Here is a 24332-nt window from a genome sequence, read left to right on the forward strand (position 1 = left end):
TCAGCTGGTCAGCACGACGACGTCGGCGCCGTCCCACCAGGCGTAGACGCGCTGGTCGCGCTTGAGCGCGGCGTCGTCGTGGCGGGCGGCGTTGGTGCGCGAGACCTTGATCTCCATGCCGCTGTCCAGACGTACGTGGTACAAGGTCTCGTTGCCGAAGTAGGCCATCGCGGTGATGGCGCCCTGCACGCAGTTGTAGCCATGCTCGCCGGCGTTGGCGCGCTGCTCCAGGGTCGGCGCCTCCGTTTGCAGGGCGATCTTCTCGGGCCGCACGGCCACCGCCACCGGCATGCCCATCACCCCGGTGATGCCGTGGGTGACGTAGTGGCGGCCCTCGGGCGTGTCGATGATCACGTGGTCCGGTTCATCGACCGTGACGCTGCCGTTGAACAGATTGACACTGCCGATGAAGTCCGCCACAAAGCGGCAGTTCGGCGTTTCGTAGATCTCGCCCGGCGGGCCGACCTGCAGGATGCGGCCTTCGCTCATGACGGCGATGCGGGTCGCCATGCTCATCGCCTCGTCCTGGTCGTGGGTGACCATCACGCAGGTGACGCCGACTTCCTCGATAATGCCGACCAGTTCCATCTGGGTGCGCTCGCGCAGCTTCTTATCGAGGGCGCCGAGCGGCTCGTCGAGCAGCAGCAATTGCGGCCGCTTGGCCAGGCTGCGCGCCAGCGCCACGCGCTGCTGCTGGCCGCCTGAGAGCTGGTGCGGCTTGCGCTTGCCGTAGGCGGTCAGTTGCACCAGATTGAGCATCTGCTCCACGCGCGCGGCGATTTCGTCCTTCGGCAGGCCGTCGCGGCGCAGGCCGAAGGCGATGTTGTCCCACACCGACAGGTGCGGGAACAGCGCGTACGACTGGAACATCATGTTGATCGGGCGCTGATACGGCGGCACGCTGACGATATCCTTGCCGGCGAGCGTGATCTGACCCTGGGTCGGCGTCTCGAAGCCGGCCAACATCCGCAGCAGGGTCGATTTGCCGCAGCCCGAGCTGCCCAGCAATGCGAAAATCTCGCCCTTGTTGATGGCGACCGAGACGTCGTTGACAGCGCGGACACCGTCGAATTCCTTAACCAGATTGCGGATCAGGAGGAAGGGTTCAGCAGCTCGCTCTATGGTCATGTTATAGAAATATAAATGATATTAATAATATATCAGAAACGACCATCCGCCGGCCGCCCGATTTTTGGACACGTGATTATAAATGCTGCCACTTATAGTCGCCTATACATGCAGCAATAAGTGTTCCCGCTCCCATGGGCTGATGACGGTCATGAACTCCTGGTGCTCGACCTCCTTGATCGCCGTGTAGACGTCGATGAAACGCTCGCCCAGCACCTCGCGGATGCGGTCCTCGCGGCGCAGCCACTCCAGCGCCTGGGGCAATCCCTGCGGCAGTTCGGAGGCGTGGTCGTAGGCGCTGCCGGAAATCATCGGCGTCGGCTCCAGCTTGTCGACCATGCCAAGGTAGCCGCAAGCCAGGGTCACGGCCATCGCCAGATAGGGATTGGCGTCGGCGCCGATGATGCGGTTCTCCACGCGGCGCTGTTCGACGCCGGAGATCGGAATGCGGAATCCGACGGTGCGGTTGTCATTCCCCCACTGGACGTTGATCGGCGCGGCCGTGTGGCGCACGATGCGGCGGTACGAATTGACGTACGGCGCCATGATCGCCATCACCGCCGGTGTGTAACGCTGCAGACCGCCGATGTAGTGGCGGAAGTCCGCCGACGGCGAGCCGTCCTGCGCGCTGAAGATATTGCGGCCGGTCGCGGCGTCGCTGACGCTTTGGTGCACATGCATCGCCGACCCGGGCTCGCCGGCCATCGGCTTGGCCATGAAGGTGGCGTACATGTCGTGCTTGAGCGCCGCCTCGCGCAAGGTGCGCTTGAAGTAGAACACGTTATCGGCCAGCGCAAGCGGATCGCCATGCTGGAAGTTGATGCCCATCTGGCCGGCGCCCGTCTCGTGGATCAGGGTGTCGACGTCGAGGTTCATCAACGCGCAGTAGTCGTAGATGTCCTCGAACAGCGGGTCGAACTCGTTGACGGCGTCGATGCTGTAGACCTGGCGGCTGGTCTCGGCGCGGCCGCTGCGGCCGACCGGCGCCCGCAAAGGCAGGTCGGGATCGATGTTCTTTTCGGTCAGGTAGAACTCCAACTCCGGCCCCACCACCGGCTTCCAGCCGCGCTCCGCGTATAGCTTCAACACGCGGCGCAGCACGGAGCGGGGTGCGAAATCGACCAGGGTGCCGTCGGCGAAGTAGCAATCGTGGATCACCTGCGCGGTGGGATCGACCGCCCACGGCACGGTGGTGATGCTGCCGGGGTCCGCGCGCAGGATCATGTCGCGGTCGGTGGAGGAAATGGCGCGGTCGTAGGCCGCATTGTCGACGGGGTAGTTGCCGGTGACGGTCATGCCAAGCACCGCCTCGGGGATGCGCATGCCGCGCTCCTGGGTGAATTTCGCGCGCGGCAGGATTTTCCCGCGCGCGACGCCCGTCAAATCGGGCACCAGGCATTCAATTTCAGTGACTCGGTTCTCGTTGAGCCACAGGTCCATATCGGCGTCGGAGAAGTTTTCACGGATAGACATGTTCGCTCTCTGTGGTGATGATCAAGCGATCGATAGTCTAATTTACCATATTTACAACCTTGCCTCCGCCGCCTCCACGCGCGTTTGCACAAGAATCTTCTTGATTTCGGGGACGCAGGAGCCGCAATTGCCTCCCGCCTTGAGGCAGGACGTCACCTGCGCGACCGTTTGCAAGTCCTTCTCGATGATGGCGTTGCAGATCGTGTTGCGGCCCACGCCGAAGCACGAGCACACGGTCGGACCGGTGTCGGCGCCCTTCTCGACCGGCATGCCGACCAGCAGGCCAACGCGGTCGATTTCGCTCAACTGCTCCTTGACGAACAGGCTGGCCAGCCACGCGCGCGACGGCATGTCCTGGCGCGGCGACAGGAAGATGCACTGTTCGATGCGGTCGTTCACCACGTGCACAGCGCGGTACACGCCGGCGGTGCGGTCTTCGTATTCGAGCCAGTCGGCGTCCAGATCCTGCACACCCAGCACGCCACGCGCCCACTGGCCGAAATCGGAGATGGTATTGCGGCCGGCCAGCTCGTAGCGGGCGAATTCGCGGCCCTGGATGCGGGTCCAATGGGCCACGCTGTCCAGATCCACTTCCGTGCGGCTCAGGATGAAACTGTGCCAGTTGACGCGGAACTGCTCGATGCGCACCGGCGTGTGTTTGAATTCCGGCTCGCCCGACACCGGATCGACTACCGGGTTGACCAGCGCGCCGACGCGGGCGTCGGACGAGGTCTGGCCCGACCAGTGGATCGGAATGAATACCGTGCCGCGCGGGATGCCGCCGCCGTGCTGCACGCGCGCCACCATCGCGCCCCATTCGGAGCTGACGCGCGCCAGATCGCCCTCGCGCACGCCGTGCAGCAGCGCGTCCTGCGGGTGGATGTCGACGAACGATTCGGAGATGTGGTCCGCCAAGGTGAAGGACTTGCCGGTGCGCGTCATCGTATGCCACTGGTCGCGCACGCGGCCGGTGTTGAGCGCCAGCGGGAAGTCCTCGCTGATGGCGTTGGCCGGCGCGCGCGGCACGGTGACGATGAAACGCGCCTTGCCGTCGGCATGGGCGAAGCGCTTGTCGGCGAAAAGGCGCTCTTCCACCTCCATGCCGCCGTCGGCGCCACGACGCACCGGCCACTGGACCGGTTCCAGGCCGTCGTACTCGTTCTTGTTCAACTGCGCCAGGCCGGACATGTCGAAGGCGCGCGGCACGTCGGCGGCGCTGTTGCGGAAGCCGCTCAGGCGCGCGTGTTCGTCGAATACGCTGTTAGCGCCAGCGAAGTCGAAACCGCTGAAGCCCATGCGCTGCGCGAACAGCGCGAGGATCTTCCAGTCGGCCATCGCTTCACCGGGGGCAGGCAGGAAGGCGCGCTGTCGCGAGATGCGGCGCTCGGAGTTGGTGACCGTGCCCTCCTTCTCGCCCCAGCCCAGCGCTGGCAGCAGCACGTCGGCGTAGGCGTTGGTGTCGGTGTTCTGCATGATGTCGGTGGCGACCACCAATTCGCACTTTTCCAGCGCGCGCCGCACCTGGTCGGCGTCCGGCATGCTGACCACGGGATTGGTGGAGATGACCCACACCGCCTTGACCTTGCCATCTTCGATCGCCTTGAACAGGTCGACCGCCTTCAGGCCAGGCTTGTCGGCCATCGCCGGCGACTCCCAGAAGGTCTGCACGACCTCGCGGTGGTCTGCGCGGTCCAGGTCCATGTGCGCGGCCAGCATGTTGGCCAGGCCACCCACTTCGCGTCCGCCCATGGCGTTGGGCTGGCCGGTGATAGAGAACGGTCCCATGCCCGGCTGGCCGATGCGGCCGCCGATCAGGTGACAGTTGATGATGCTGTTGACCTTATCGGTGCCGGAAGACGACTGGTTCACGCCCATCGAATAGGCGGTGATGGTCTTGTGCGTGGCCGCGAACAGTTCGTAGAACTCCATCAGCACCGGCAGCTCGATGCGGCAGATCTTCGCCACGACGGCGGGATCGCTGCAATCGGCGTTGGCGGTGGCGAGCGCCGCGTCGAAACCGTTGGTGTGGTCGGCTACGAACGTGGGATCGACCGCGCCGATCCGGTTCAAATAACTGAGCAAGCCGTTGAACAGCCAGACGTCGGTGCCCGCCTTCACCGGCAGGTGCAGGTCGGCCAGCTCGCAGGTCGCCGTGCGGCGCGGATCGATGACGACGATCTTCATCTCCGGCCGGCTTTCCTTGGCCTTCAGGATGCGCTGGAACAGGATCGGATGGCACCATGCGGTGTTGGAGCCGACCAGCACCACCATGTCGGCCAGTTCCAGGTCGTCGTAGCACAGCGGCACCAAGTCCTCGCCGAAGGCGCGCTTGTAGCCGGCCACCGCCGACGACATGCACAGGCGCGAGTTGGTGTCGATGTTGGCGCTGCCGATGTAACCCTTCATCAGCTTATTGGCGACGTAATAGTCCTCGGTCAGCAGCTGGCCCGATACGTACAAGGCCACGGCGTCCGGGCCATGCTCGTCGATGATGGCGCGCCAGGTGCCGGCGACCTTGTCCAGCGCCTCGTCCCACGAGACGCGGCGCAAGCCTTCCTCGCCGCGCACCTGCGGGTACAGCAGGCGGCCGTCCAGGCTCACCGTCTCGCCCAGCGCGGAACCCTTGACGCACAGGCGCCCCTTGTTCGCCGGGTGCAGCTTGTCGCCGGCGATGGAGACCGTGCCGTCGCCCTTGGGGGTGGCGCTCACACCGCAACCGACGCCGCAATATGCGCAGGTGGTGCGGACTGACAGATGGTCTTGGGACAGGTTCAAAATTCGCTCGCTTAGACTATTGGATCACGCGGCCCTGGCGCTGAGCGCCTCGCCGAATAACAGGGTTTGCCGGATCGAGGTGATGTCGGTGTTGTTCTGGATCAGGCCAAAATACCACGGGCCGTCCTTGACGTCGCCATAGAGCACGGCGCCGGTGACGCGGTTGTTCTTCAACACCAGCCGCTTGTAGACGCCGCGCCGCGCATCGCGCAGCACCAGGTCCTCGCTCCCCTCGCCGCCGACAAAATCGCCGACCGAGTACAAGTCTACACCGGTGACCTTCAGGCGTGTGGGCGAAGTTTGCTGCACGTAGCGGCGCACGCCGGCGCCGGCCAGATGCGCACCGCAGACGCGGGCCTGGTCCCAGATCGGCGCCACCAGTCCGAAAGTGGCGCTGCGGTGCTGCACGCACTCGCCCACGGCGTAAATGCGTGGATCGTAGGTTTGCAGCGTGTCGTCGACGATGATGGCGCGATCGCAATGCAAGCCGGCCGCCTTGGCCAGCTCGATGTTCGGCCGCACGCCGGCGGTCATCACCACCAGATCGGCCGGGATCTCGGTTCCATCCTTGAAGCGCACGGCGGTGGCGCGGTCGGTGCCGACGATTTCGGCGGTCTGCGCGTTCAGCATGAACGTCAGGCCCTTGTCTTCCAGCGCCTTTTGCAGCAGCTGTGCGGCGGGTTTGTCGAGCTGCTGGTTCATCAGCGCGTCGGTCACGTGGACCACGGTGACGGACATGCCCTGGCGTTGCAGGCCATTGGCCGCTTCGAGTCCCAGCAGGCCGCCACCGATAACAACAGCGTGCTTGTGGTTGCGCGCCGCCTCCAGCATCGATTCCACATCCTGGATATCGCGGAAGGCCAGCACGCCCGGCAACTGGTGGCCCGGCACCGGGATGATGAACGGCTTGGAGCCGGTGGCGATCAGCAGGCGGTCGTAGCGTACTTCCAGGCCGGAGCGGGCGCGCACAATGCGCTTGCGGCGGTCGATATGCTCGACCGGATCGCCCGCGTGCAGCGTGATGCCATGCTGGACGTACCACTCACGCGTGTTGAGCATGATGTCGTCCATCGTCTTCTCGCCGGCCAGCACCGGCGACAGCAGGATTCGGTTGTAGTTACCATGCGGCTCGGCGCCGAACACGGTGATGTCGTACATCTCGGGATCGAGCTTGTGCAGCTCCTCGACCGTGCGCATGCCGGCCATGCCGTTGCCGATAACGACCAGCGCAGGCTTCGATTCCACGCGCTCCGGGGGTTTCATAGGCCTACCCAGACTTTGCCGTCGGCCACGCGGGCCGGATAGGTGCCGACCGAATTGGCCGGCGCCTCCAGGCATTCGCCGGTTTGCAGGTCGAAGTGCTGCTTGTAGATCGGCGAGGCGACCACGATGCGCTCGCCCAGGCTGCCCACCAGGCCGCGCGACAGCACGGCGGCTTCCGAATTCGGATCGTAGTTATCGATGGCGAACACGCGCGGACCGCCGTCGTTGACGTGGAAGACCGCGATCTGCGCGTTGTTCAGCAGTGCGCACACGCCGGTGTTGGGCACGATGTCGTCCAGGTTGCAGACGGCGATCCAGTTATCAGTTTGAATATCGCGATGCATTTGTATTCTCCTTAAGCTGCGCTGACGGCGATCGGAATCACGCGTTTGCGTTCTTCCACGGTGGCGGGACGAATCTGGCCGCGTTCTTCCATGAAGACGACGTTGTCGTCGCCTTTCTCGCTGTTGACGAAGGTGCGGAAGCGTTTGCGGGTTTCCGGATTCTCTACGGCTTCTTTCCACTCGCACGCGTAGGTGTTGACGACATGCTGCATGTCGGCTTCCAGGTCGGCGGCGATGCCCAGCTTGTCCTGCACGACGACCTGCTTCAGGTAATCGAGGCCGCCTTCCAGGTTCTCGCGCCAGGTGCTGGTGCGCTGCAGGCGATCGCCGGTGCGGGTGTAGAACATCAGGAAGCGGTCGATGTACTGGACCAGCGTGGCCTTGTCCAGGTCCGTCGCCAGCAGCTCGGCGTGGCGTGGCTTCATGCCGCCGTTGCCGCAAACGTAGAGGTTCCAGCCCTTTTCGGTGGCGATGATGCCCACGTCCTTGCCCTGCGCTTCGGCGCACTCGCGGGTGCAGCCGGAGACGCCGAACTTGATCTTGTGCGGCGTGCGCAGGCCCTTGTAGCGGTTTTCCAGCTCGATGGCCAGGCCGATCGAATCGTCGACGCCATAACGGCACCAGGTCGAACCGACGCAGGATTTGACCGTGCGCAGCGACTTGCCGTAGGCGTGGCCGGATTCGAAACCGGCGGCGATCAGCTCTTCCCAGATCAACGGCAGCTGCTCGACGCGGGCGCCGAACAAATCGACGCGGGCGCCGCCGGTGATCTTGGTGTACAGCTGGTACTTCTTGGCGACCATGCCGACCGCGATCAGGCCATCGGCCGTCACTTCGCCGCCCGGCATGCGCGGCACGACCGAGTAGGTGCCGTCCTTCTGGATGTTACCGAGGAAGTAATCGTTGGTGTCCTGCAGGCTGGCGTGTTCCTTCTTCAGCACGAAGTCGTTCCACACCGAGGCCAGGATGCTGGCGGCCAGCGGTTTGCACACGTCGCAACCGAGACCCTTGCCGTGCTTGTGCAGCAGATCGTCGAAGGACTTGATCTGGCCCACTTTAATCAGGTGGAACATCTCCTGGCGCGAGTAGGCGAAGTGTTCGCACACGTGGTTGTTGACGGCCATGCCGAGCTTTTTCATCTCGGCCTTCATCACCTGCGTCACCAGCGGTACGCAGCCGCCGCACGAGGTGCCGGCGTTGGTGCAGCTTTTCAGATCGCCGATGGTGCAGGCGCCGGCGGCAACCGCCGCGCACAGCGCGCCCTTGGAGACGTCGTTGCACGAGCAGATTTGCGCGCTCTCCGGCAAAGCGTCCACGCCCAGGCCAGGCTTGGCGGCGCCGTCCGATTGCGGCAGGATCAGGAACTCCGGCGATTCCGGCAGTTCGATTTTGTTCAACATCATCTGCAGCAGCGTGCCGTATTCGGCAGCGTCGCCGACCATGACGGCGCCTTGCAGGTATTTGCCGCAGTCGGAGACGACGATCTTCTTGTAGATCTGTTTGCGCTCGTCGGTGAACTGGTACGAGCGGCTGCCGGCGACGCTGCCATGCGGGTCGCCGATACTGGCCACGTCCACGCCCATCAATTTCAGCTTGGTGCTCATGTCGGCGCCGGCGAATTCGCCCACTTCGCCCAGCATGTGCTTGGCCGCGACGCGCGCCATTTCGTAGCCCGGCGCCACCAGGCCGAAGATCAAGCCGCCCCACAGCGCGCATTCGCCGATGGCGTAGACGTCCGGGTTAGAGGTGACGCAGTTGTTGTTGATCTCGATGCCGCCGCGCGGACCGACGGTCAGGCCGCATTCGCGCGCCAGCATGTCGCGCGGACGGATACCGGCCGAGAAGACGATCATGTCGGCGTCCAGGTGGCCGCCGTCGGCGAACTCCATGCGGTGGGTGCCGTCGATGCCGTCGACGATGGCGGTGGTGTTTTTGCCGGTATGGACGGTCACGCCCAAGTCTTCGATTTTACGGCGCAGAACGCGCGCGCCGCCATCGTCCACCTGCACCGCCATCAGGCGCGGCGAGAATTCGACGACGTGGGTTTCCAGTTTCAGGTCGCGCAGCGCCTTGGCGCATTCGAGGCCCAGCAGGCCGCCGCCGATGACGACGCCGGTCTTGGAGCGCTGGCCGCACTCCATCATCGCTTCCAGATCCTCGATGGTGCGGTAGACGAAGCAATCCTTGCGCTCCTTGCCCGGCAGCGGTGGTACGAACGGATAGGAACCGGTGGCCATCACCAGCTTGTCGTACGGGAGCACGTCGCCGTCGCCGGTGGTGACGGTCTTGGCGGCGGTGTCGATGGCGGTGGCGCGGGTGTTCAGGCGCAACACCATGTCGTCCCGTTCGAAGAAGCCGGGCTTCACCAGCGACAGGTCTTCCGCCGTTTTACCGGAGAAGAATTCCGACAGGTGCACGCGATCGTAGGCGGGACGCACTTCCTCGCACAGCACCGTCACCTGCAGGTTGGTCTTGCCGCTGGCGGCCAGGCTTTCCAGGAATTTGTGGCCGACCATGCCGTGGCCGATAACGATGATTTTCATAGCGGTTCCTTTAAACTTTAAGCTGCCAGTTTGTTGGCGATTGCGGATTCTTCGATGGCTGCGCTGCTGAAGCGTGCTGCCAGTGCGCACAGCGCGGTCGCGGCGACGACGATGCCCAGGATGCTCAGCGTCTGCTGCGTGTCGCCCAGGCCCTTCATCAGGAAGCCCGCGGCCACCGCGCCGACGTTGCCGCCGGCGCCGATGATGCCGGCCACGCCGCCCAGGGCGCGCTTGTCGACGAAGGGCACCACGGCGTAGGTCGCGCCGCAAGCCATGTGGGTGAACAGGCCGAAGATCAGCATCGCGCCGATCGCCAGGGCGGCGGTGCCGGCGTGGGCGAACATCAGCAGGCCGGCGCCTTCGCCCAGCATCAGCACGAACAGCAAGGTGACGCGGTTATTCAGGTTGCCCTTGGCGGCGAATTTGTCCGAGGCCCAGCCGCCCAGTGCGCGGGCGAACAGCGCCAGCAAACCGAAACTGCCGGCGGCCATGCCGGCCTGGCCCAGGGTCAGTTTGAAGTGGTCGACGTAGTAGATCGCGGCGATGTTGTGGATGAAGATCTCGATGCCGAAGCAGGCGCCGTAGGTGATGAACAGCAGCCATACCCGGTAGTTGGCGGCGGCCAGCTTGAAGCTCTCCCAGCCACCCTTCTTGCCGCCTTCGATCGGGATGCCGGCGGCGCGCAGCTCGCTGTAGTTACCTTGCGGGCAATCCTGGGTGTAGCGATAGTAGACGCCGGCCATGATGATCATCAGGATGCCCGGCACGATCAACGCTGCGCGCCAGCCGAAGGTCTCGGAGACGCCCAGCATGACCATCGCCGTCATCAGCAGCGGCATGACAGCCTGCGCGACGCCGCCGCCGGCGTTGCCCCAGCCTGCGGCGGCCGCGTTGGCGGTGCCGACCACTTTAGGGCCGAACATCACCGAGGTGTGGTATTGCGTGATGACGAAGCTGGCGCCGGCCGCGCCGATCCCGAGGCGGAAGAACAGGAAGCTCTCGTAGCTCTGGGCGAAGGCCACGCCGATCACCGGGATGGAACCGAGCAGCAGCAGGCCGGTATAGGCCTTGCGCGGGCCGAAGTGGTCGCACAGCGGGCCGACGATCAGGCGCACCAGGATCGTGATGGCGACGGCGGCGATGTTGATGTTGGCGATCTGGGCGACGCTCAGACCGAATTCGCCTTTAATCACCGGCATCAGCGGCGCGCAGGCGAACCACGCGAAGAAGCAGACGAAGAACGCCATCCAGGTCAGGTGGAACGCCCGCATTTGCGGCGTTGAGATCGAGAAGAGCTTGATGCTGGTAGCTTTGCTGGCCATTTTTTTATCCCGGTTCAGAAAACAAAAAGGCGTCCGCGCAACCAAGGTGATAGAAACCAGGTCGGGCGGACGCCGTTGTCCTGCCGGTCCGTCTTTGGACCAGCTGTGTGTATTTGGGGGGGATCGCCGTTGATCCCCTGCTCCTTCTAATGCAAGAGGCGTGCCAATGGTCTGGAGAGGGGCGCTACAGAGGGAGAATGCGGGTTTGAGGTCTCAGTAAAGAAATTACAAGCTTATCGTGGTGCGATGTTGCGGTGCATGATGCACGCTCGCGGTGCGCGATGGCGGTGCGTTGTGCAAAGAACAAACCGGCGGGCCGATGCGGCCTGCGGCGTGCGCGTCATAAGGGTCGTACCCCATGGGGTACGACCCTAGTTGGCGGTGCGGGTTGGTTGGCGCCTAACCGGCGGCGGCCAAGGCGGCGGCCACCATCTCGTCGATTTCGCCGCTGATGCTGGACAGGACGCCCGCCACCACCGAGAACTCCTTGCCGGCCGCGCCGGCGCGCGCGGCGACGATGCGCGCGTTGAAGGCGACCATCCGCGCCTGGCGGTTGATCGTCTCTATATCCGTGATCACGCCGCGCAGCTGCTTGCGCACCAGGCGCGCGTTCCGCTTGGCCTGCTCCTCGTAGATGCCGGTGATCTGGTTCAGTATTCCCAACGTTGGCGTTGTGATACGCACCAGCTCCGCCAGCAGTTCGGCCGCCTGCCCCGAACCGCGCGCGATCGCGTTCAGCGTGCGCTCGCCAAGATCGGCGAAGGCGACGATCTGGCGGTCGCCGTCCATCTTGCCGTGGTAGGCTTCGCGCAGCTCCGGGCAGAACACGCCCGGCAGGCCGTCCGCCTCGCTCAGGAGCGACTTGTGGGCGCCCCGGAACAGCGCCAGCGCCTCCTGCGCCGTCGCCGCGCCCTCTTGGTGCCCCTGCGACGCCAGCAGCGCGTACAGCACGATGCGCTGCGACGTGAAGCGGCGTCGCCCCGACAGGTTGATCAAGGCGCTGAATACTTCACCGGTCAACGCCTTGTTGGCGGCGCCGGCCGGCGCCAGGGCGCCCGTGGACATGTCCATTACGCGGCTTCCTTCGCGGGATGCGCCTGTTTTCGGTACAAGAACTCCAGTACAGCCGTGCGGTACTCGGTGTAGCGCGCGTCCTGCGCCAGCGCCACGCGGTCGCGCGGACGCTCCAGCTGCACGTCGACGATCTCGCCGATGGTGGCGGCCGGGCCGTTGGTCATCATGACGATCCGGTCCGACAGCAGCACCGCCTCGTCGACATCGTGCGTGACCATCACCACGGTGGACTTGGTGGCGGCGACGATCTTGAGCAGCTCGTCCTGCAGGTGGGCGCGGGTCAGCGCGTCGAGGGCGCCGAACGGTTCGTCCATCAGCAGCACTTTCGGCTCCATCGCCAGCGCCCGGGCGATGCCGACGCGCTGCTTCATGCCGCCCGAGATCTCGTGCGGACGCTTGGTTTCGGCGGCCGTCAGGCCCACCAGCGCCAGCGCCTGCATGGTGCGCTCGCGCAGCTGCGCCTTCGATTCGGTCTTGCCGAACACCCGTTCGACACCCAGGTGGATGTTTTCATAACAGGTCAGCCATGGCAGCAGCGAGTGGTTCTGGAACACCACCGAGCGCTCCGGCGACGGTCCGGCGATCTCGCGGTTGGCGCACAGCAGAACCCCGTCGGTCGGCTTGAGCAGCCCGGCGATCAGGTTGAGCAGGGTCGATTTGCCGCAGCCCGAGTGACCGATCAGGGTGATGAATTCGCCCTTGCGCACCGTCAGATCGATTTCACGCAGCGCGTGGAACACACCTTTTTTGGTGTGGAAGACCATCTCCACGCCTTCGACATCGATGAATTTTGGATCGTCCATGACAGTGCTCCTTAGTTGGATACTTGTTCGTAGGTGAAGGCGCGGGCCAGCGCCATCAGGGCCTGCTCCAGCAGCAGACCGACAAAGCCGATCGCCACGATCGCGATGATGATGTGCGGGACATTCAGGTTGTTCCACTCGTCCCATACCCAGAAGCCGATGCCCACGCCGCCGGTCAGCATTTCCGCCGCGACGATGACCAGCCACGCGGTGCCGATCGACAGGCGCACGCCGGTCAGGATGTAGGGCAGCGCCGATGGCAGCAGGATCTTGGTGAGCACCTTCCACTCCGACAGATTGAGCACGCGCGCCACGTTCATATAATCCTGCGGCACGCGCTGCACGCCGACGGCGGTGTTGATGATCATCGGCCAGATCGAGCAGATGAAGATCGACCAGATCGCGGCCGGATTGGCCGACTGGAACACCAGCAGGCCGATAGGCAGCCAGGCCAGCGGCGACACCGGCTTGAGCAAACTGATAATTGGGCTGAACATATTGCCGATGAACTGCACGCGGCCGATCAGGAATCCCAGCGGGATACCGACCATGGCGGCCAGGCCGAAGCCGATCGCCACCCGCTGCAGGGACGCCAGCAGGTTCCAGCCGATGCCCTGGTCGTTCATGCTGTTGCGGTAGAACGGATCGGAGAACAACTTGATCGCCTCCTGCAAGGTCACCAAAGGTGTCGGGAAGGAGGTGTTCTTAACGGTGATGATCTGCCACACCAGCACCAACAGCGCGGCGCCCAGCAACGGGGCGACGATCTTCAGGGCGGTGGCGGAGACCTGCTTGCGCGCCCGCGCCGTCGAATTGGCGGCGAGCGGACGGCGTGGACGGCGGGCCGGTTTGGTGTCGAGTTCCGCAGCTATCGGGGCGGCGCTATCGGGTTTGAGCATGGCGTTCATGGCGTTCCTCTATCTGGCTAGGGAAGAATCAGGCTTTGATCTTGAACGAGGCGGCGAACGCTTTCGGGTCTTTGCCGTCCCACACCGAACCGTCCATCAGCTTCGATGTACGCAGCGGGCTTTTCGGAATCGGCGTCTTGGTCATCGTCGCCGCGTCCTTGTACAAATCGATCTGGTTGACCGAGGTGGCCACGGCCAGGTAGTTCGGATCTTCCTTCAGCAGGCCCCAGCGGCGGTGCTGCGTCATGAACCACATGCCGTCCGACAGGAACGGATAGTTCACCAGGCCGTCGTTATAGAACTTCATGTGATTCTGGTCGTCCCAGGTCTTGCCCAGGCCATTCTGGTAGCGGCCCATGATGCGCTGGTCGATCGCGTCCTTGCTGGTGTTGACATAGGATTTGTCGGCGATGACCTCGGCCATCTTGTTCTTGTTGGCCAGCGAAGCGTCGATCCATTTGCTCGCCTCCAGGATGGCGGCCATCATCGCGCGGCAGGTGTTCGGGTTCTTCTTGGCGAATTCCAGCGTCGAGCCAAGCACCTTCTCCGGGTGGTCCTTCCAGATGTCCTGGGTGGTGGTGGCGGTGATGCCGATGCCGTCCATGATGGCGCGGTGGCCCCACGGCTCGCCCACGCAGAAGCCGTCCATGTTACCGACGCGCATATTGGCCACCATCTGCGGCGGCGGCACGGTAATGACCTTAGCGTCCTTCATCGGGTTGATGCCGTTGGCGGCCAGCCAGTAGTACAGCCACATGGCGTGGGTGCCGGTCGGGAAGGTCTGGGCGAAGGTGTACTCGCGCTTTTCGGAGTTCATCAGCTTTGCCAGCGAAGCGCCATCGACGGCGCCCTTGTCGGCCAACTTCTTCGACAGCGTGATCGCTTGGCCGTTGTTATTGAGGCCCATGAGCACCGCCATGTCCTTCTTCTGGCCGCCGATGCCCATCTGGACACCGTACAGCAGGCCATACAGCACATGGGCCGCATCGAGGTCGCCGTTGGCCAGCTTGTCGCGCACACCGGCCCACGAAGCCTCTTTACTGAGCACGAATTTTACGCCGTACTTCTTGTCGAAGCCCAGCACCGAGGCCATGACCACCGACGCGCAATCGGTCAGTGGAATAAAGCCGATCTTGATTTCTTCCTTTTCCGGCTTGTCCGAACCCGCCGCCCACACGCCACCCGTCGATAAACCCAACATACTTCCTCCGGCTACTAAACCCGCACCATGAATCACTTTTTGAATTGCCGCTCTGCGCGAAACATTAACGTCGCTGGCGGCTGGTGGCAAGGTGGAATCTGCTGGTAGCTTCTTATCGTTCATGACTATCCCTCTGTAGACAGTAAAACCGTTCGGACAAAAAAAACGCCTACCCCGCATGAACGCATTCATGTTCGGTAGACGTCGTTGTCTGGTGTGCCCCACCGCCGTTGGCAGGGCTCATCGGCGCATCATTGCGCTTGCCTACAGGCTATGCAATGTCCGTGCCAGCACTGTTTACAGAGGGAGGAAAAGAAAGCGCCATCGGCCGGCGCACCGCTAAATGACTGGCTCGCGGCGAAAAAAGCGCACCGGCGGTGCGCCTCGCATCATTTTGGACTGGGAATAAAATAAAGTACTAACGCGGCGCGATCAGCCGAGCAAATCCTCGACGTCGAGGATGCGCTGGGCGACCTCCGAGAGCTTGAGGTTCTTGCTCATCGCCATACCGCGCAGCTTTTGGTAGGCCTGCTCCTCGGTGAAGCGCTGGCGCTCCATCAGCAAGCCCTTGGCGCGTTCGATGACCTTGCGCTCGGCCAGCTTGCTCTTGGTGTCGGACAGCTCGTCGAGCAGCTTCTGCTCGCGTTTAAAGCGCGCCAACGCCACCTGCAGCACCGGTTTGATGCGCTCGCCCTGCAGGCCGGCCACGATATAGGCCGACACGCCGGCCGCCATCGCCGCCTCCATGCTCTCGGTGTCCTCGCTCTCGGTGAACATGACGATGGGGCGGCGCTCGTCGCGCGTGGCGATGACGATGTGTTCGAGGACGTCGCGCGCGTCCGACTCGGCGTCGACGATGATCATATCGGGCTGCAGCTGGGCGATCCGCTCGGGCAGGTACATGTCCGGCGGCAGCGAGGCGACGATGTCGTAGCCCGCTTCCAGCAGGCCGATACGCAGCACCCTGGCCCGTTCGACCTGGGCGCGCAACGACTCATCATCCTCGTCGCCGGCGTGGATGATGGCGTTGACAACCACGATACGTAAATTACGCATGGTCATACCAAACCGATAATTTTGATGTGCATGGGCAGATTCTAAGGCACAAAGGCCAAATTCTGCCAGTCCTCAAATTACCGTTGCATGCCCCAGCGCTTGACGGTGACGCTTTCGAGTGGTCGGAATACCACGTTTTCCACCAGCAGTCCGATGAGGATCACGGCGGCCAGCCCGGCGAACACCTTGTCGGTGTAGAGCTCATTGCGGTTCTGGAAAATGTACCATCCCAGCCCACCTTGGCCGCCGGTGGTGCCAAAAACCAGCTCGGCGGCGATCAAGGTGCGCCAGGCGAAGGCCCAGCCGATCTTGAGGCCCGACAGGATCGACGGCAGCGCCGCCGGCACCAAAATGTGCAGCACCAGCCGCAGGCCGCTCAGGCCGTAATTGCGGCCGGCCATGCGCAGCGTCTCCGGCACGCTCTGGAAACCGGCGTAGGCGCCCAGCGCCAGCGGCCACAGGACAGCGTGCACGATCACGAAGATCAGGCTCCCCTTGCCCAGGCCGAACCACAGCAGCGCCAATGGCAGCAGCGCGATCGCCGGCAGGGGGTTGAACATCGACGTCAGGGTCTCCAGCAGGTCGCGGCCGACGCGGGTGGATGCGGCCAGCGCCGTCAGCACGAAGGCGGCGGCGATGCCGGCCACATAGCCTTGCAGCAGAACGGCCAGCGAGATGCGCACGCGGTCGAGCAGCTCGCCGCTGGCGACGCCGCTGATAAAGGCTTGCGCCGTCTGCACGAAGCCGGGAAGCAGCAGGTCGTTGTCCTGCCACCGGGCGACGCCTTCCCACAGCACCGCCAGCAGGATCAGGATGACGCTCTTGCGCAGCCATGCAAGCTCCCACACGCGCCGGGCCAGCGGCAGCGGGATGTCGACCGCACGCGGGGCGGCCGTGTTGGTGGCGTAGACGTACTCCTGGCGCACCGGCGGATTGAGGACGAGGCTCATAGCACGCGACTCCGCGCATGCGGCGCGCCGGTGACGGCGGGCGCGGTCGCCGGCACTGCAGCGGGATTGCCCTGCGCGGGAGCGCCGAAGAGCAATCCGTGGATGCGCTGGGTCGCCGCCTGGAAGTCGGCGCCGCCGGCGCTGTCCAGGCCAAACTGATGGCTGTTCAGTTCCGCCCTGACCTGCCCGGGGTGCGGCGACAGCAACAGTATGCGGTTACCCACCACCAGCGCCTCCTCGATCGAATGGGTGACGAACAGCAGCGTGAAACGCAGCTCTTCCCACAGCCGTCCCAGCTCCTCCTGCATATTGCGGCGCGTGAGCGCGTCCAGCGCGGCAAAGGGTTCGTCCATCAGCAGGATCTCCGGCTGCATTGCCAGCGCGCGCGCGATCGCCACGCGCTGCTTCATGCCGCCCGACAGCGTGTGCGGATGCGCGTCCTCGAATCCGCCCAGTCCCACCTTGGCGATCCAGTGCCTCGCGCGCTCCTCCGCGTGATGACGGTTCAGGCGTTTGGTCATCAGCAGCGGGAACATGACGTTCTCCTTCACCGTCTTCCACGGCGGCAGCTGGTCGAACTCCTGGAACACGACAATGCGGTCCGGCCCGGGCCCGTCGATGGTCCTGCCGTCGATGCTGATGCTGCCGGCGGCGGGCTTGATGAAACCCGCCGCCGCCTTCAGCAGCGAGGACTTGCCGCAGCCCGAAGGCCCCAGCAACACGAACCGGTCGCCGCGATAGACGTTGAAGCTGACGTCGTGCGTGGCGCGCGTGGCGCCATATTCCAGGCTCACGCCATCGGCGATCAGCAGCGGCGCGATACCGGTATTGGGACGGACCACTTGGAAGGCCATGGTGTCAACCGCCTTTCGTGATGACCGGGTCGTCGAAGAAGTAATCGCGCCAGCTCACCGGCTTCTTCTTGATCGCGCCCACGCGGTGCAGGAACTGCGCCAGGCCGAGGGTATTTTGCGGCTCGACGCTGAAGCGCACCTCCGGGTTCTTGAAGATCTTCAGCAGCAGATCGCGATCGACCTTGCTCTTCGAGACGCGGATGTAGGCATCGGCCGCGCCTTCCGGATTGGCGCTCGCGTACTTCGCCGCCTCGGCCAGCGCGCCGGTGAAGGCGCGGTAGGTCTTCGGATTCTCGGTGCGGAATTTCTCGGTCGCGTACAGCACGGTGGCCGAACTCGGGCCGCCCAGCACATCGTAGGAGTTCAGGATGATGTGCGCATTCGGATTGCCCGCCAGTTCCTGGTCTTGGTAAGGCGGGTTGCCGAAGTGGCCGTTGATCTCGGTACCGCCGGCGATGATGGCGGCCGCCGCATCCGGGTGCGGCAAGGTCTGGGTGAATTTATCGAGCCGCGCGAACTCCTTGTCGCCCCACTGCTTGGCCGCCGCGTACTGCAGGATGCGCGCCTGCACCGACACCGTCACCGCCGGCAGGCCGATGCGGTCCTTCTCGGTCAGGTCGGCGATCGTCTTCACCTTGGGATTGGTGCTGACCAGGTAGTAAGGGAAGCTGCCCAGCGAGGCCACGCCTTTGACATTCTGCCGGCCGGCAGTGCGGTCCCAGATCGTCAGCAGCGGCCCGACGCCGGCGCCGGCGATATCGACGGCGCCGGACAGCAGCGCATCGTTGACGGCGGCGCCGCCCGACAACTGCTTCCACTCGACCTTGACGTCGACGCCGTGTTTTTTACCTTCCTTCTCGATCAACTGCTGGTCCTGCGCGACGTTGAGCAGCAGGTAGACCACGCCGAACTGCTGGGCGATGCGTAGGGTGCCTTCGGCCTGCGCGCTGGAGGTGGCGGCGAGGCTCAGGACAAGGGTGGATGCGATGGCGGCGGCAAGGGTGCGGGGAGTAAGTCTGGACATTGGATTCCTTGTTTTATTCGGGGATATCAGAAAGGCGCGTCGCCCTCGATGGTGGTGCGATAGAGCTTGCGGCGCAAGTGGTCGGGCGTGCCGCCAGCCAGGTGCATCAGCGAGCGGTTGTCCCAGAAGACCAGATCGTGCGGCGCCCACTTGTGGCGGTAGATATGCGCCGGCAGCACGCTGTGCGCGAACAACTCGGCCAGCAGCGCGCGGCTTTCGTCCTCGGGGATTCCGACGATGTGCGTGGTGAAATGCTCGCTGACGAACAACGCCTTGCGGCCGGTCTCCGGATGCGTGCGCACCACCGGATGCGTCACCGGTTTGACCTCGTCGATCTGCGCCTGCGTCAGCGCCGGGCGGAAGGGACTGCGGCGGCGCAGTTCATCGTACTGGGTCAGGTAGCTATGTTCGGCGCGCGCGTCCTGCACGGCGTGGCGCAGCGCGGCGGGCAAGGTGTCCCACGCCAGATGCATATTGGCGAACAGCGTATCGCCGCCCTCCGCCGGCAGCTCCTGCGCGTGCAGCAGGGAGCCGAGGCTGGGCTTCTCCTTGTACGACAGGTCCGAGTGCCAGAAGTGGCCGGCGTCGCCCAGGCCGATCGGCTGGCCGTCCTCGATGATGTTGGAGATGATCAGCACCTCGGGATGCGCTGGCAGCTGGAAGTTACGCAGCACGTGGATTTGCAGCGGCCCGAAACGGCGGCTGAAATCGACCTGCTGCTGCGGCGTGATGCGCTGGTCGCGGAACACCAGCAGGTGGTGATCGAGATGCGCTTTATGGATGCGTTGAAACTGGCGCGGCGACAGTGGACGGCTCAGGTCCAGGCCGAGGATCTCGGCGCCGAGCGGCGCATCGAACAATTCGATGTCAAAAGCGGATTGAAGAACGGCAGACATGGCACACGCCCATTGAATGAGTAGTCGCCTAGTCTATGCCGCACTCCATATTTAGAAAACGAAGCATATCCGATAACGATATTCGAATTTTGCCTAGCCATACTGAACTTACGTATTTGACTGGCCGCAAAAAGGACGGACACAGCGATGGACAACATGATGGCGTAGTGGGCAGAATCGATGATCAGCCTGCTTCGGGCAGTCCCGAACTCAACAGTGTGGTAGTAGCCGATTGAATAATACAATAGTAGAATTTCATTTTAGCATTTTTACCAACACTCAATTTATCAGCGCTAGGGCATCATCTCATCCTGGTTTGCGCTGCTTTAATCACTGTAAGGTAGCCGTTCATCATGGCCGATCTGAATAACTTTGTGTCGCTGAACCCTGCACTTTTTGAACAACACGATCGGCTCGTCAAATTAACCACCCCGCTGGGCGACGATATCCTTTTACTGCAACGCGTACTCGCCCATGAGCGTCTTAGCCGGGGCTATGAGTACACGATTGATTGCCTCTCAGCAAACCACGATATTGAGCTAAAAAAACTCATTGCACAGCCTGTTACTTTGTGGGTACGCCAGACAGACCGAGCGTATCTGCCCGTTCATGGCTATGTGCATATGGCGAAACGCCTGGGCAGTGACGGCGCGTTCACGTTCTACCAGATGTCATTTGCGCCGTGGTTGCACTTCCTGAAATTTCGAAAAGATGCCCGGATCTGGCAAGACAAAACCGCCGACGACATTCTTCGCGACGTCTTTAATGTTCATCCGCAGGCCCAAGGAAATTTCCGTTTTGATGTGAGGGAGCCGGCCCTGCCGCGTTCGTACTGCACGCAGTACGAGACCGATTGGCATTTCGTGCAGCGACTAATGGAAGAAGAAGGCTGGTACAGTTTTAACGAGCAACAGCCCGATGGTTCCGGGCATGTACTGGTGATCACCGATACCGCATTCGAGCTCAAGCCTATCGCTCAGGAACAAATTCACTTCCACGCGGGAAGCACCGAAGACGAACTGAACAAGATCACACATTGGAGCGCGGACCGAAGTTTGGCGCCCAGTCAACTCACCACCAGAACCCACGATTACAAAGCGCCAGACGTGTCTAAGCAGAGCAATACCGTCGTGCATTCCGAGCATGGCGATCTGCCCGGCCAATTGGAGGTCTATGAATACACCGGCGCTTATACCTACTCAAAACAGGAGCACGGCGACAAACTGGCACGCTTAAAAGTGGAGCAATGGGAGTCAAGCATGAAGCGCTTCTCTGCCATTTCCGGCGTGCGTTCTCTGCCAGCGGGTGGCTGGTTCACCTTCGAAGACCATCGAGTGCATGAACCCGATGCACCCGAGGACCGACAGTTCCTGGTCATTGCGGTGGAATGGTGTATTGAAAATAATTTACCGCTCTCGAATACGGTGAAGGATTTCCCCGGCAGTCTCTTACCGCAGTTGAATGCCTCTAAAGCCTCCATGGGGCTTGACTCGGCGCAGGGCCAGTCCGCCTCGATAAAATTAATGGAAAACGGGCATACGGGCCACTGCTTTAACCGCATGGAAGTCCAGCGCCGTAAAGTGCCGTTCCGTAGCCCGTTTGAACACCCCAAGCCAACGTTGCATCCGCAGACCGCCGTGGTGGTCGGTCCCGCGGACGAAGAGGTTTATACCGATCACCTCAACCGCGTCAAAGTCCAGTTTCGCTGGGATAGGCAAAATCCCGGCGATGAGCGCGCCTCATGCTGGGTGCGTGTCAGCTATCCCAACGCCGGTCAAGGCTGGGGGGGCATCAATGTGCCGCGCATCCGGCAGGAAGTCATCGTCACTTTCCTCGATGGCGATGCGGACCGGCCGGTCGTTACGGGGCGACTCTATAACGAAGATCAGGCCCCTCAATGGCATACGGACGGCAGGCTGTCGGGTTATAAGTCCAAGGAATACAAAGGCAGTGGTTTCAATCAGCTGGTGCTCGACGACACGACCACGCAAAACAGAACCCATCTTTATAGCAGCAGCGCCCATTCGCAGCTCAATCTCGGTTACCTAGTCAGCCAGCAAGGCAATCAACGCGGGGGCTTTTATGGTTCAGGGTTTGCGCTCAGCACTGATGATTTCGGCGCCGTCGTCACGCAAAAGGGCCTGTACCTCAGCACCTTTGGCCGTCCGGGACCGCAAGGTACTCAGCTCGATACGATCGAAGCCACTGCGCAACTTAACGCCGGCGCGTCGCTCACCAAAACGCTGTCTGAAACAGCATCGAAAGCGGGCGCCGAGGCGCTGATCGGCCAAGACGCGCTCAATCAGTTCATCGATGCCACCCAGGACCGATACGACGGCGACGGGCAAGGCGGCGCCAATCGGTTCAAAGAGCCGATATTGCTGGCGGCATCGTCCTCAGGAATCGGGCTGGCCAGCGCCAAAGGCACGCATGTGCACGCCGGCGCCGAAGTAACGCTGTCGTCGGGCACGGATATCAACATCGCGACAGGCAAAAGCCTGCTCGCCAGCATCGCAGAAAAAATCAGCCTGTTCGCCTTCAATGCCGGCATCAAATTATTTGCCGCCAAAGGCAAAGTTGAAGTTCAAGCACAAAGCGACGATCTCGATCTGATCGCCGAAAAAGTGGTGCGACTGCTATCGACGACGTCGCGCATCGAAATCCATGCCAAAGAAGAGGTGATGATCTCCGCCGGCGGTTCATTCATAAAGATCAACAGCTCCGGCATTACCAATGGCACGTCCGGCACTTGGACCGCGCAGGCGTCGATGCACACCATGCCAGGACCGGCGAACAAATCATACGTGATGCCCCACGTAGCCAAATCTGAACTACAGAAGACCGATGTGGAGTTTCGTCATCTCACCGATTGGGGAGCACCGTTGGCGGGTGCCGCGTATAAAGCGACGTTGAGCGACGGCAGCATACGCAAGGGCATACTGGACGCGCTGGGAGTAGCCCGCATCAGTGATGTGCCACCAGGCGTCGGCGCCAAGATTGAATATGACTATAAGCCGTTACAGGCAAGTTCCACGGTCAGTACCGAACTGGACGACGACGTGCATGAACTACTGAATTGGACACCACGCGGCGCGAAAAACAAAGGTCAGGCATGACCACGCCGCCAGATGACAAAGGCATTCTGGACGACGCGTGGGAGCAGATCGTCGGCGGCATGGATTGGCTCAAATCCGTGCTTTTTGGCGAATTCGCCGACCATCGCCCCCTCTCTGCCGTCATTGCCGATATGCTGGTGAGTTTTCTGCCTGGCGTAGTGATCGTCACCAGTGCCCGTGACGCGGTCGCAGTCATTTTGCGGCTGGCCAACCATCCAGAGAAGCGCGAAGATGTGATGGAGTGGGTGCTGCTGAGCGCCTGCCTGATCGTCATCGCATTGCCACTTGCGATGGCCGCTGGCGGCCTCGCGGCGGCCGGTGTCGGTGCCATTGTCGGCGGCATCGCCGGCTCGGAGTTGGGCGCGGCGTTGCGGGCAGTCATGCTGCTGTTAATTAAGGAAGCGTCCAAGCTTGTGGAACTGGTGCGGTTCCTACAAAAATTCATCAAGGGAGACATCTTAAAATTTTTGCGCGCGGTTAAATTTGCCCAATACGAGAAGCCTCTGATTCAGGCACTGAGCAAGATCAGTGGCAAGCTTCTCGAAATCGTCAAGTCGCTACGTACCCATCTGGAAAGTCTGCGCTACTTCGATAGCGTAAAGGACGCCATTACCAAGCTGGTCGAGTGGGAGAAGATGTTTTATGCGGTACAGCAGGACGCGCTCAAGCACATTCCGAAGGCGCTTGTCGAACTTGACGCCCGACTCGGAAAATTGTTGGCACAGACCGCACCCAAGGAAGCGCACACGGTTTCCGCAGGCGTGCAGGCCGATAAAACGGCCGCAGCGGTCCCAGCAACACAGCGGGTCAGGGACACGCCGGGCAAGGTACTGGCGAAGGTAGAGGATAAGGCGCCTGCGGCAGGTGCTAAGCCCAAGCCAGCCGCCAAGCCCACGCCCGAACCAAAGGGAACTCCAAAGCCAGTTCCGGATCCCCCGCTAAAAGACACCCCTGAGCCGGTCAAGCCGCCTGAGGATGGGGCCAATACGAAGAAGCAAGCTGTGGCTGATGCAGCGGCGGCGGCAGACAAGGAGCGCATTACGCAGTTATCCAAGGAAGGAAAGATTGCTGAAGCGCAAGCGATTTTACAACCTCATTTAGACGCTGCTAAAAGCGCGACGAACCCAGCAGAAAAAAGAGCTGCGATGGATGCCATCGTGTCGAGATTGGATGTAACCTCGGACAAAGAAAAAATGTTTTGGTCTGGCAATAAAGACTTAGCGGCAAAAATCGCAACAGAAAAGGGGAAAACCATCTTAGAACAGACGCCTGGTGGTAAGGTGATTGACGGATGGGACGATCTAAATAATACTTTTTCCTGGAATCCGGCCGACATGGAACCACACGGCTGGGATTTATGGGGCAATGTGTCTTCAAACTATTCGAAAGATGCTTTGGGCGAAATTGATGTCATACAGGACTTCGAAAAATTTCCTGGAGGAGGCCCTACTTGGCGTGGAAGAGAGTGGCCGACCATCGTGAATGAAGGAAAAGTGAGTTCAATCAATATTTTTAGCATGGACCGCTCGGGCAACATACTTGACACGATGAAAGTCGACCCCTATGGCGATGCTGCCGAGAAATTATTTGGAGGCAAGTAAA

At 62.3% G+C, this 24332-nt stretch carries 18 protein-coding genes; 2 read left to right on the plus strand and 16 right to left on the minus strand.

The genetic code is table 11. The features are described 5' to 3' along the window. From potA to NHH88_30790, 16 genes are all read right to left on the minus strand, one after another. Complete coding sequence (gene potA, locus NHH88_30715; GenBank protein USX13963.1) at positions 1–1128, minus strand: polyamine ABC transporter ATP-binding protein; 1128 nt, start codon at positions 1126–1128, stop codon at positions 1–3. Between the two features lie 102 nt (positions 1129–1230). Next, entirely contained in the window at positions 1231–2601 is a 1371-nt protein-coding gene (locus tag NHH88_30720; protein USX13964.1) for a glutamine synthetase family protein, read from the minus strand. A gap of 51 nt (positions 2602–2652) precedes the next feature. After that, a complete protein-coding gene (locus tag NHH88_30725; GenBank protein ID USX13965.1) occupies positions 2653–5376 on the minus strand; it encodes a molybdopterin-dependent oxidoreductase in 2724 nt (907 codons plus the stop codon). 24 nt (positions 5377–5400) lie between these two features. Next, a complete protein-coding gene (locus NHH88_30730; protein ID USX13966.1) occupies positions 5401–6639 on the minus strand; it encodes an FAD-dependent oxidoreductase in 1239 nt (412 codons plus the stop codon). Beyond that, positions 6636–6983 carry a nitrite reductase small subunit NirD gene (gene nirD, locus NHH88_30735; protein USX13967.1) on the minus strand — a complete coding sequence of 116 codons (348 nt, stop codon included), beginning with the start codon at positions 6981–6983 and terminating at the stop codon, positions 6636–6638. The genes NHH88_30730 and nirD overlap by 4 nt, the downstream gene beginning before the upstream one ends. A gap of 11 nt (positions 6984–6994) precedes the next feature. Further along, the gene (gene nirB, locus NHH88_30740; GenBank protein ID USX13968.1) at positions 6995–9526 is read right to left on the minus strand and encodes a nitrite reductase large subunit NirB; all 2532 of its coding nucleotides are present in this window, start codon (positions 9524–9526) and stop codon (positions 6995–6997) included. 17 nt (positions 9527–9543) lie between these two features. Continuing rightward, positions 9544–10848, minus strand: a complete 1305-nt coding sequence (locus tag NHH88_30745) for an MFS transporter (protein USX13969.1) — start codon at positions 10846–10848, stop codon at positions 9544–9546. A 399-nt stretch (positions 10849–11247) separates the two neighbouring features. Then, positions 11248–11919 carry a type IV pili methyl-accepting chemotaxis transducer N-terminal domain-containing protein gene (locus NHH88_30750; protein USX13970.1) on the minus strand — a complete coding sequence of 224 codons (672 nt, stop codon included), beginning with the start codon at positions 11917–11919 and terminating at the stop codon, positions 11248–11250. Continuing rightward, positions 11919–12725: an ABC transporter ATP-binding protein gene (locus NHH88_30755; GenBank protein USX13971.1), complete on the minus strand. Its 807-nt coding sequence runs from the start codon at positions 12723–12725 to the stop codon at positions 11919–11921. The genes NHH88_30750 and NHH88_30755 overlap by 1 nt, the downstream gene beginning before the upstream one ends. 11 nt (positions 12726–12736) lie before the next feature. Next, positions 12737–13633 carry a nitrate ABC transporter permease gene (ntrB, locus tag NHH88_30760; GenBank protein USX13972.1) on the minus strand — a complete coding sequence of 299 codons (897 nt, stop codon included), beginning with the start codon at positions 13631–13633 and terminating at the stop codon, positions 12737–12739. Positions 13634–13661: 28 nt separating this feature from the next. Then, positions 13662–14834, minus strand: coding sequence for an ABC transporter substrate-binding protein (locus tag NHH88_30765; GenBank protein USX13973.1), 1173 nt, complete (start codon positions 14832–14834; stop codon positions 13662–13664). 432 nt (positions 14835–15266) lie between these two features. Beyond that, positions 15267–15890: an ANTAR domain-containing protein gene (locus NHH88_30770; protein ID USX13974.1), complete on the minus strand. Its 624-nt coding sequence runs from the start codon at positions 15888–15890 to the stop codon at positions 15267–15269. 77 nt (positions 15891–15967) lie between these two features. Next, on the minus strand, positions 15968–16840 hold the full coding sequence (locus NHH88_30775) for an ABC transporter permease (protein USX13975.1): 873 nt from the start codon (positions 16838–16840) through the stop codon (positions 15968–15970). Continuing rightward, positions 16837–17694, minus strand: coding sequence for an ABC transporter ATP-binding protein (locus NHH88_30780; protein USX13976.1), 858 nt, complete (start codon positions 17692–17694; stop codon positions 16837–16839). The genes NHH88_30775 and NHH88_30780 overlap by 4 nt, the downstream gene beginning before the upstream one ends. 4 nt (positions 17695–17698) lie before the next feature. After that, on the minus strand, positions 17699–18718 hold the full coding sequence (locus NHH88_30785; protein USX13977.1) for an ABC transporter substrate-binding protein: 1020 nt from the start codon (positions 18716–18718) through the stop codon (positions 17699–17701). 26 nt (positions 18719–18744) lie between these two features. Beyond that, on the minus strand, positions 18745–19614 hold the full coding sequence (locus tag NHH88_30790; GenBank protein USX13978.1) for a TauD/TfdA family dioxygenase: 870 nt from the start codon (positions 19612–19614) through the stop codon (positions 18745–18747). 353 nt (positions 19615–19967) lie between these two features. On the opposite strand from NHH88_30790, the gene NHH88_30795 reads away from it, so the two are divergent. Both NHH88_30795 and NHH88_30800 read left to right on the plus strand, forming a co-directional pair. Next, positions 19968–22730 (plus strand): type VI secretion system tip protein VgrG, encoded by a 2763-nt coding sequence (locus NHH88_30795; protein ID USX13979.1) that lies wholly within the window; start codon positions 19968–19970, stop codon positions 22728–22730. Continuing rightward, positions 22727–24331 (plus strand): hypothetical protein, encoded by a 1605-nt coding sequence (locus tag NHH88_30800; GenBank protein USX13980.1) that lies wholly within the window; start codon positions 22727–22729, stop codon positions 24329–24331. The genes NHH88_30795 and NHH88_30800 overlap by 4 nt, the downstream gene beginning before the upstream one ends. Position 24332: the final 1 nt, after the last annotated feature.

The organism is Oxalobacteraceae bacterium OTU3CAMAD1 (assembly GCA_024123915.1).
GTDB lineage: Bacteria > Pseudomonadota > Gammaproteobacteria > Burkholderiales > Burkholderiaceae_D > Rugamonas.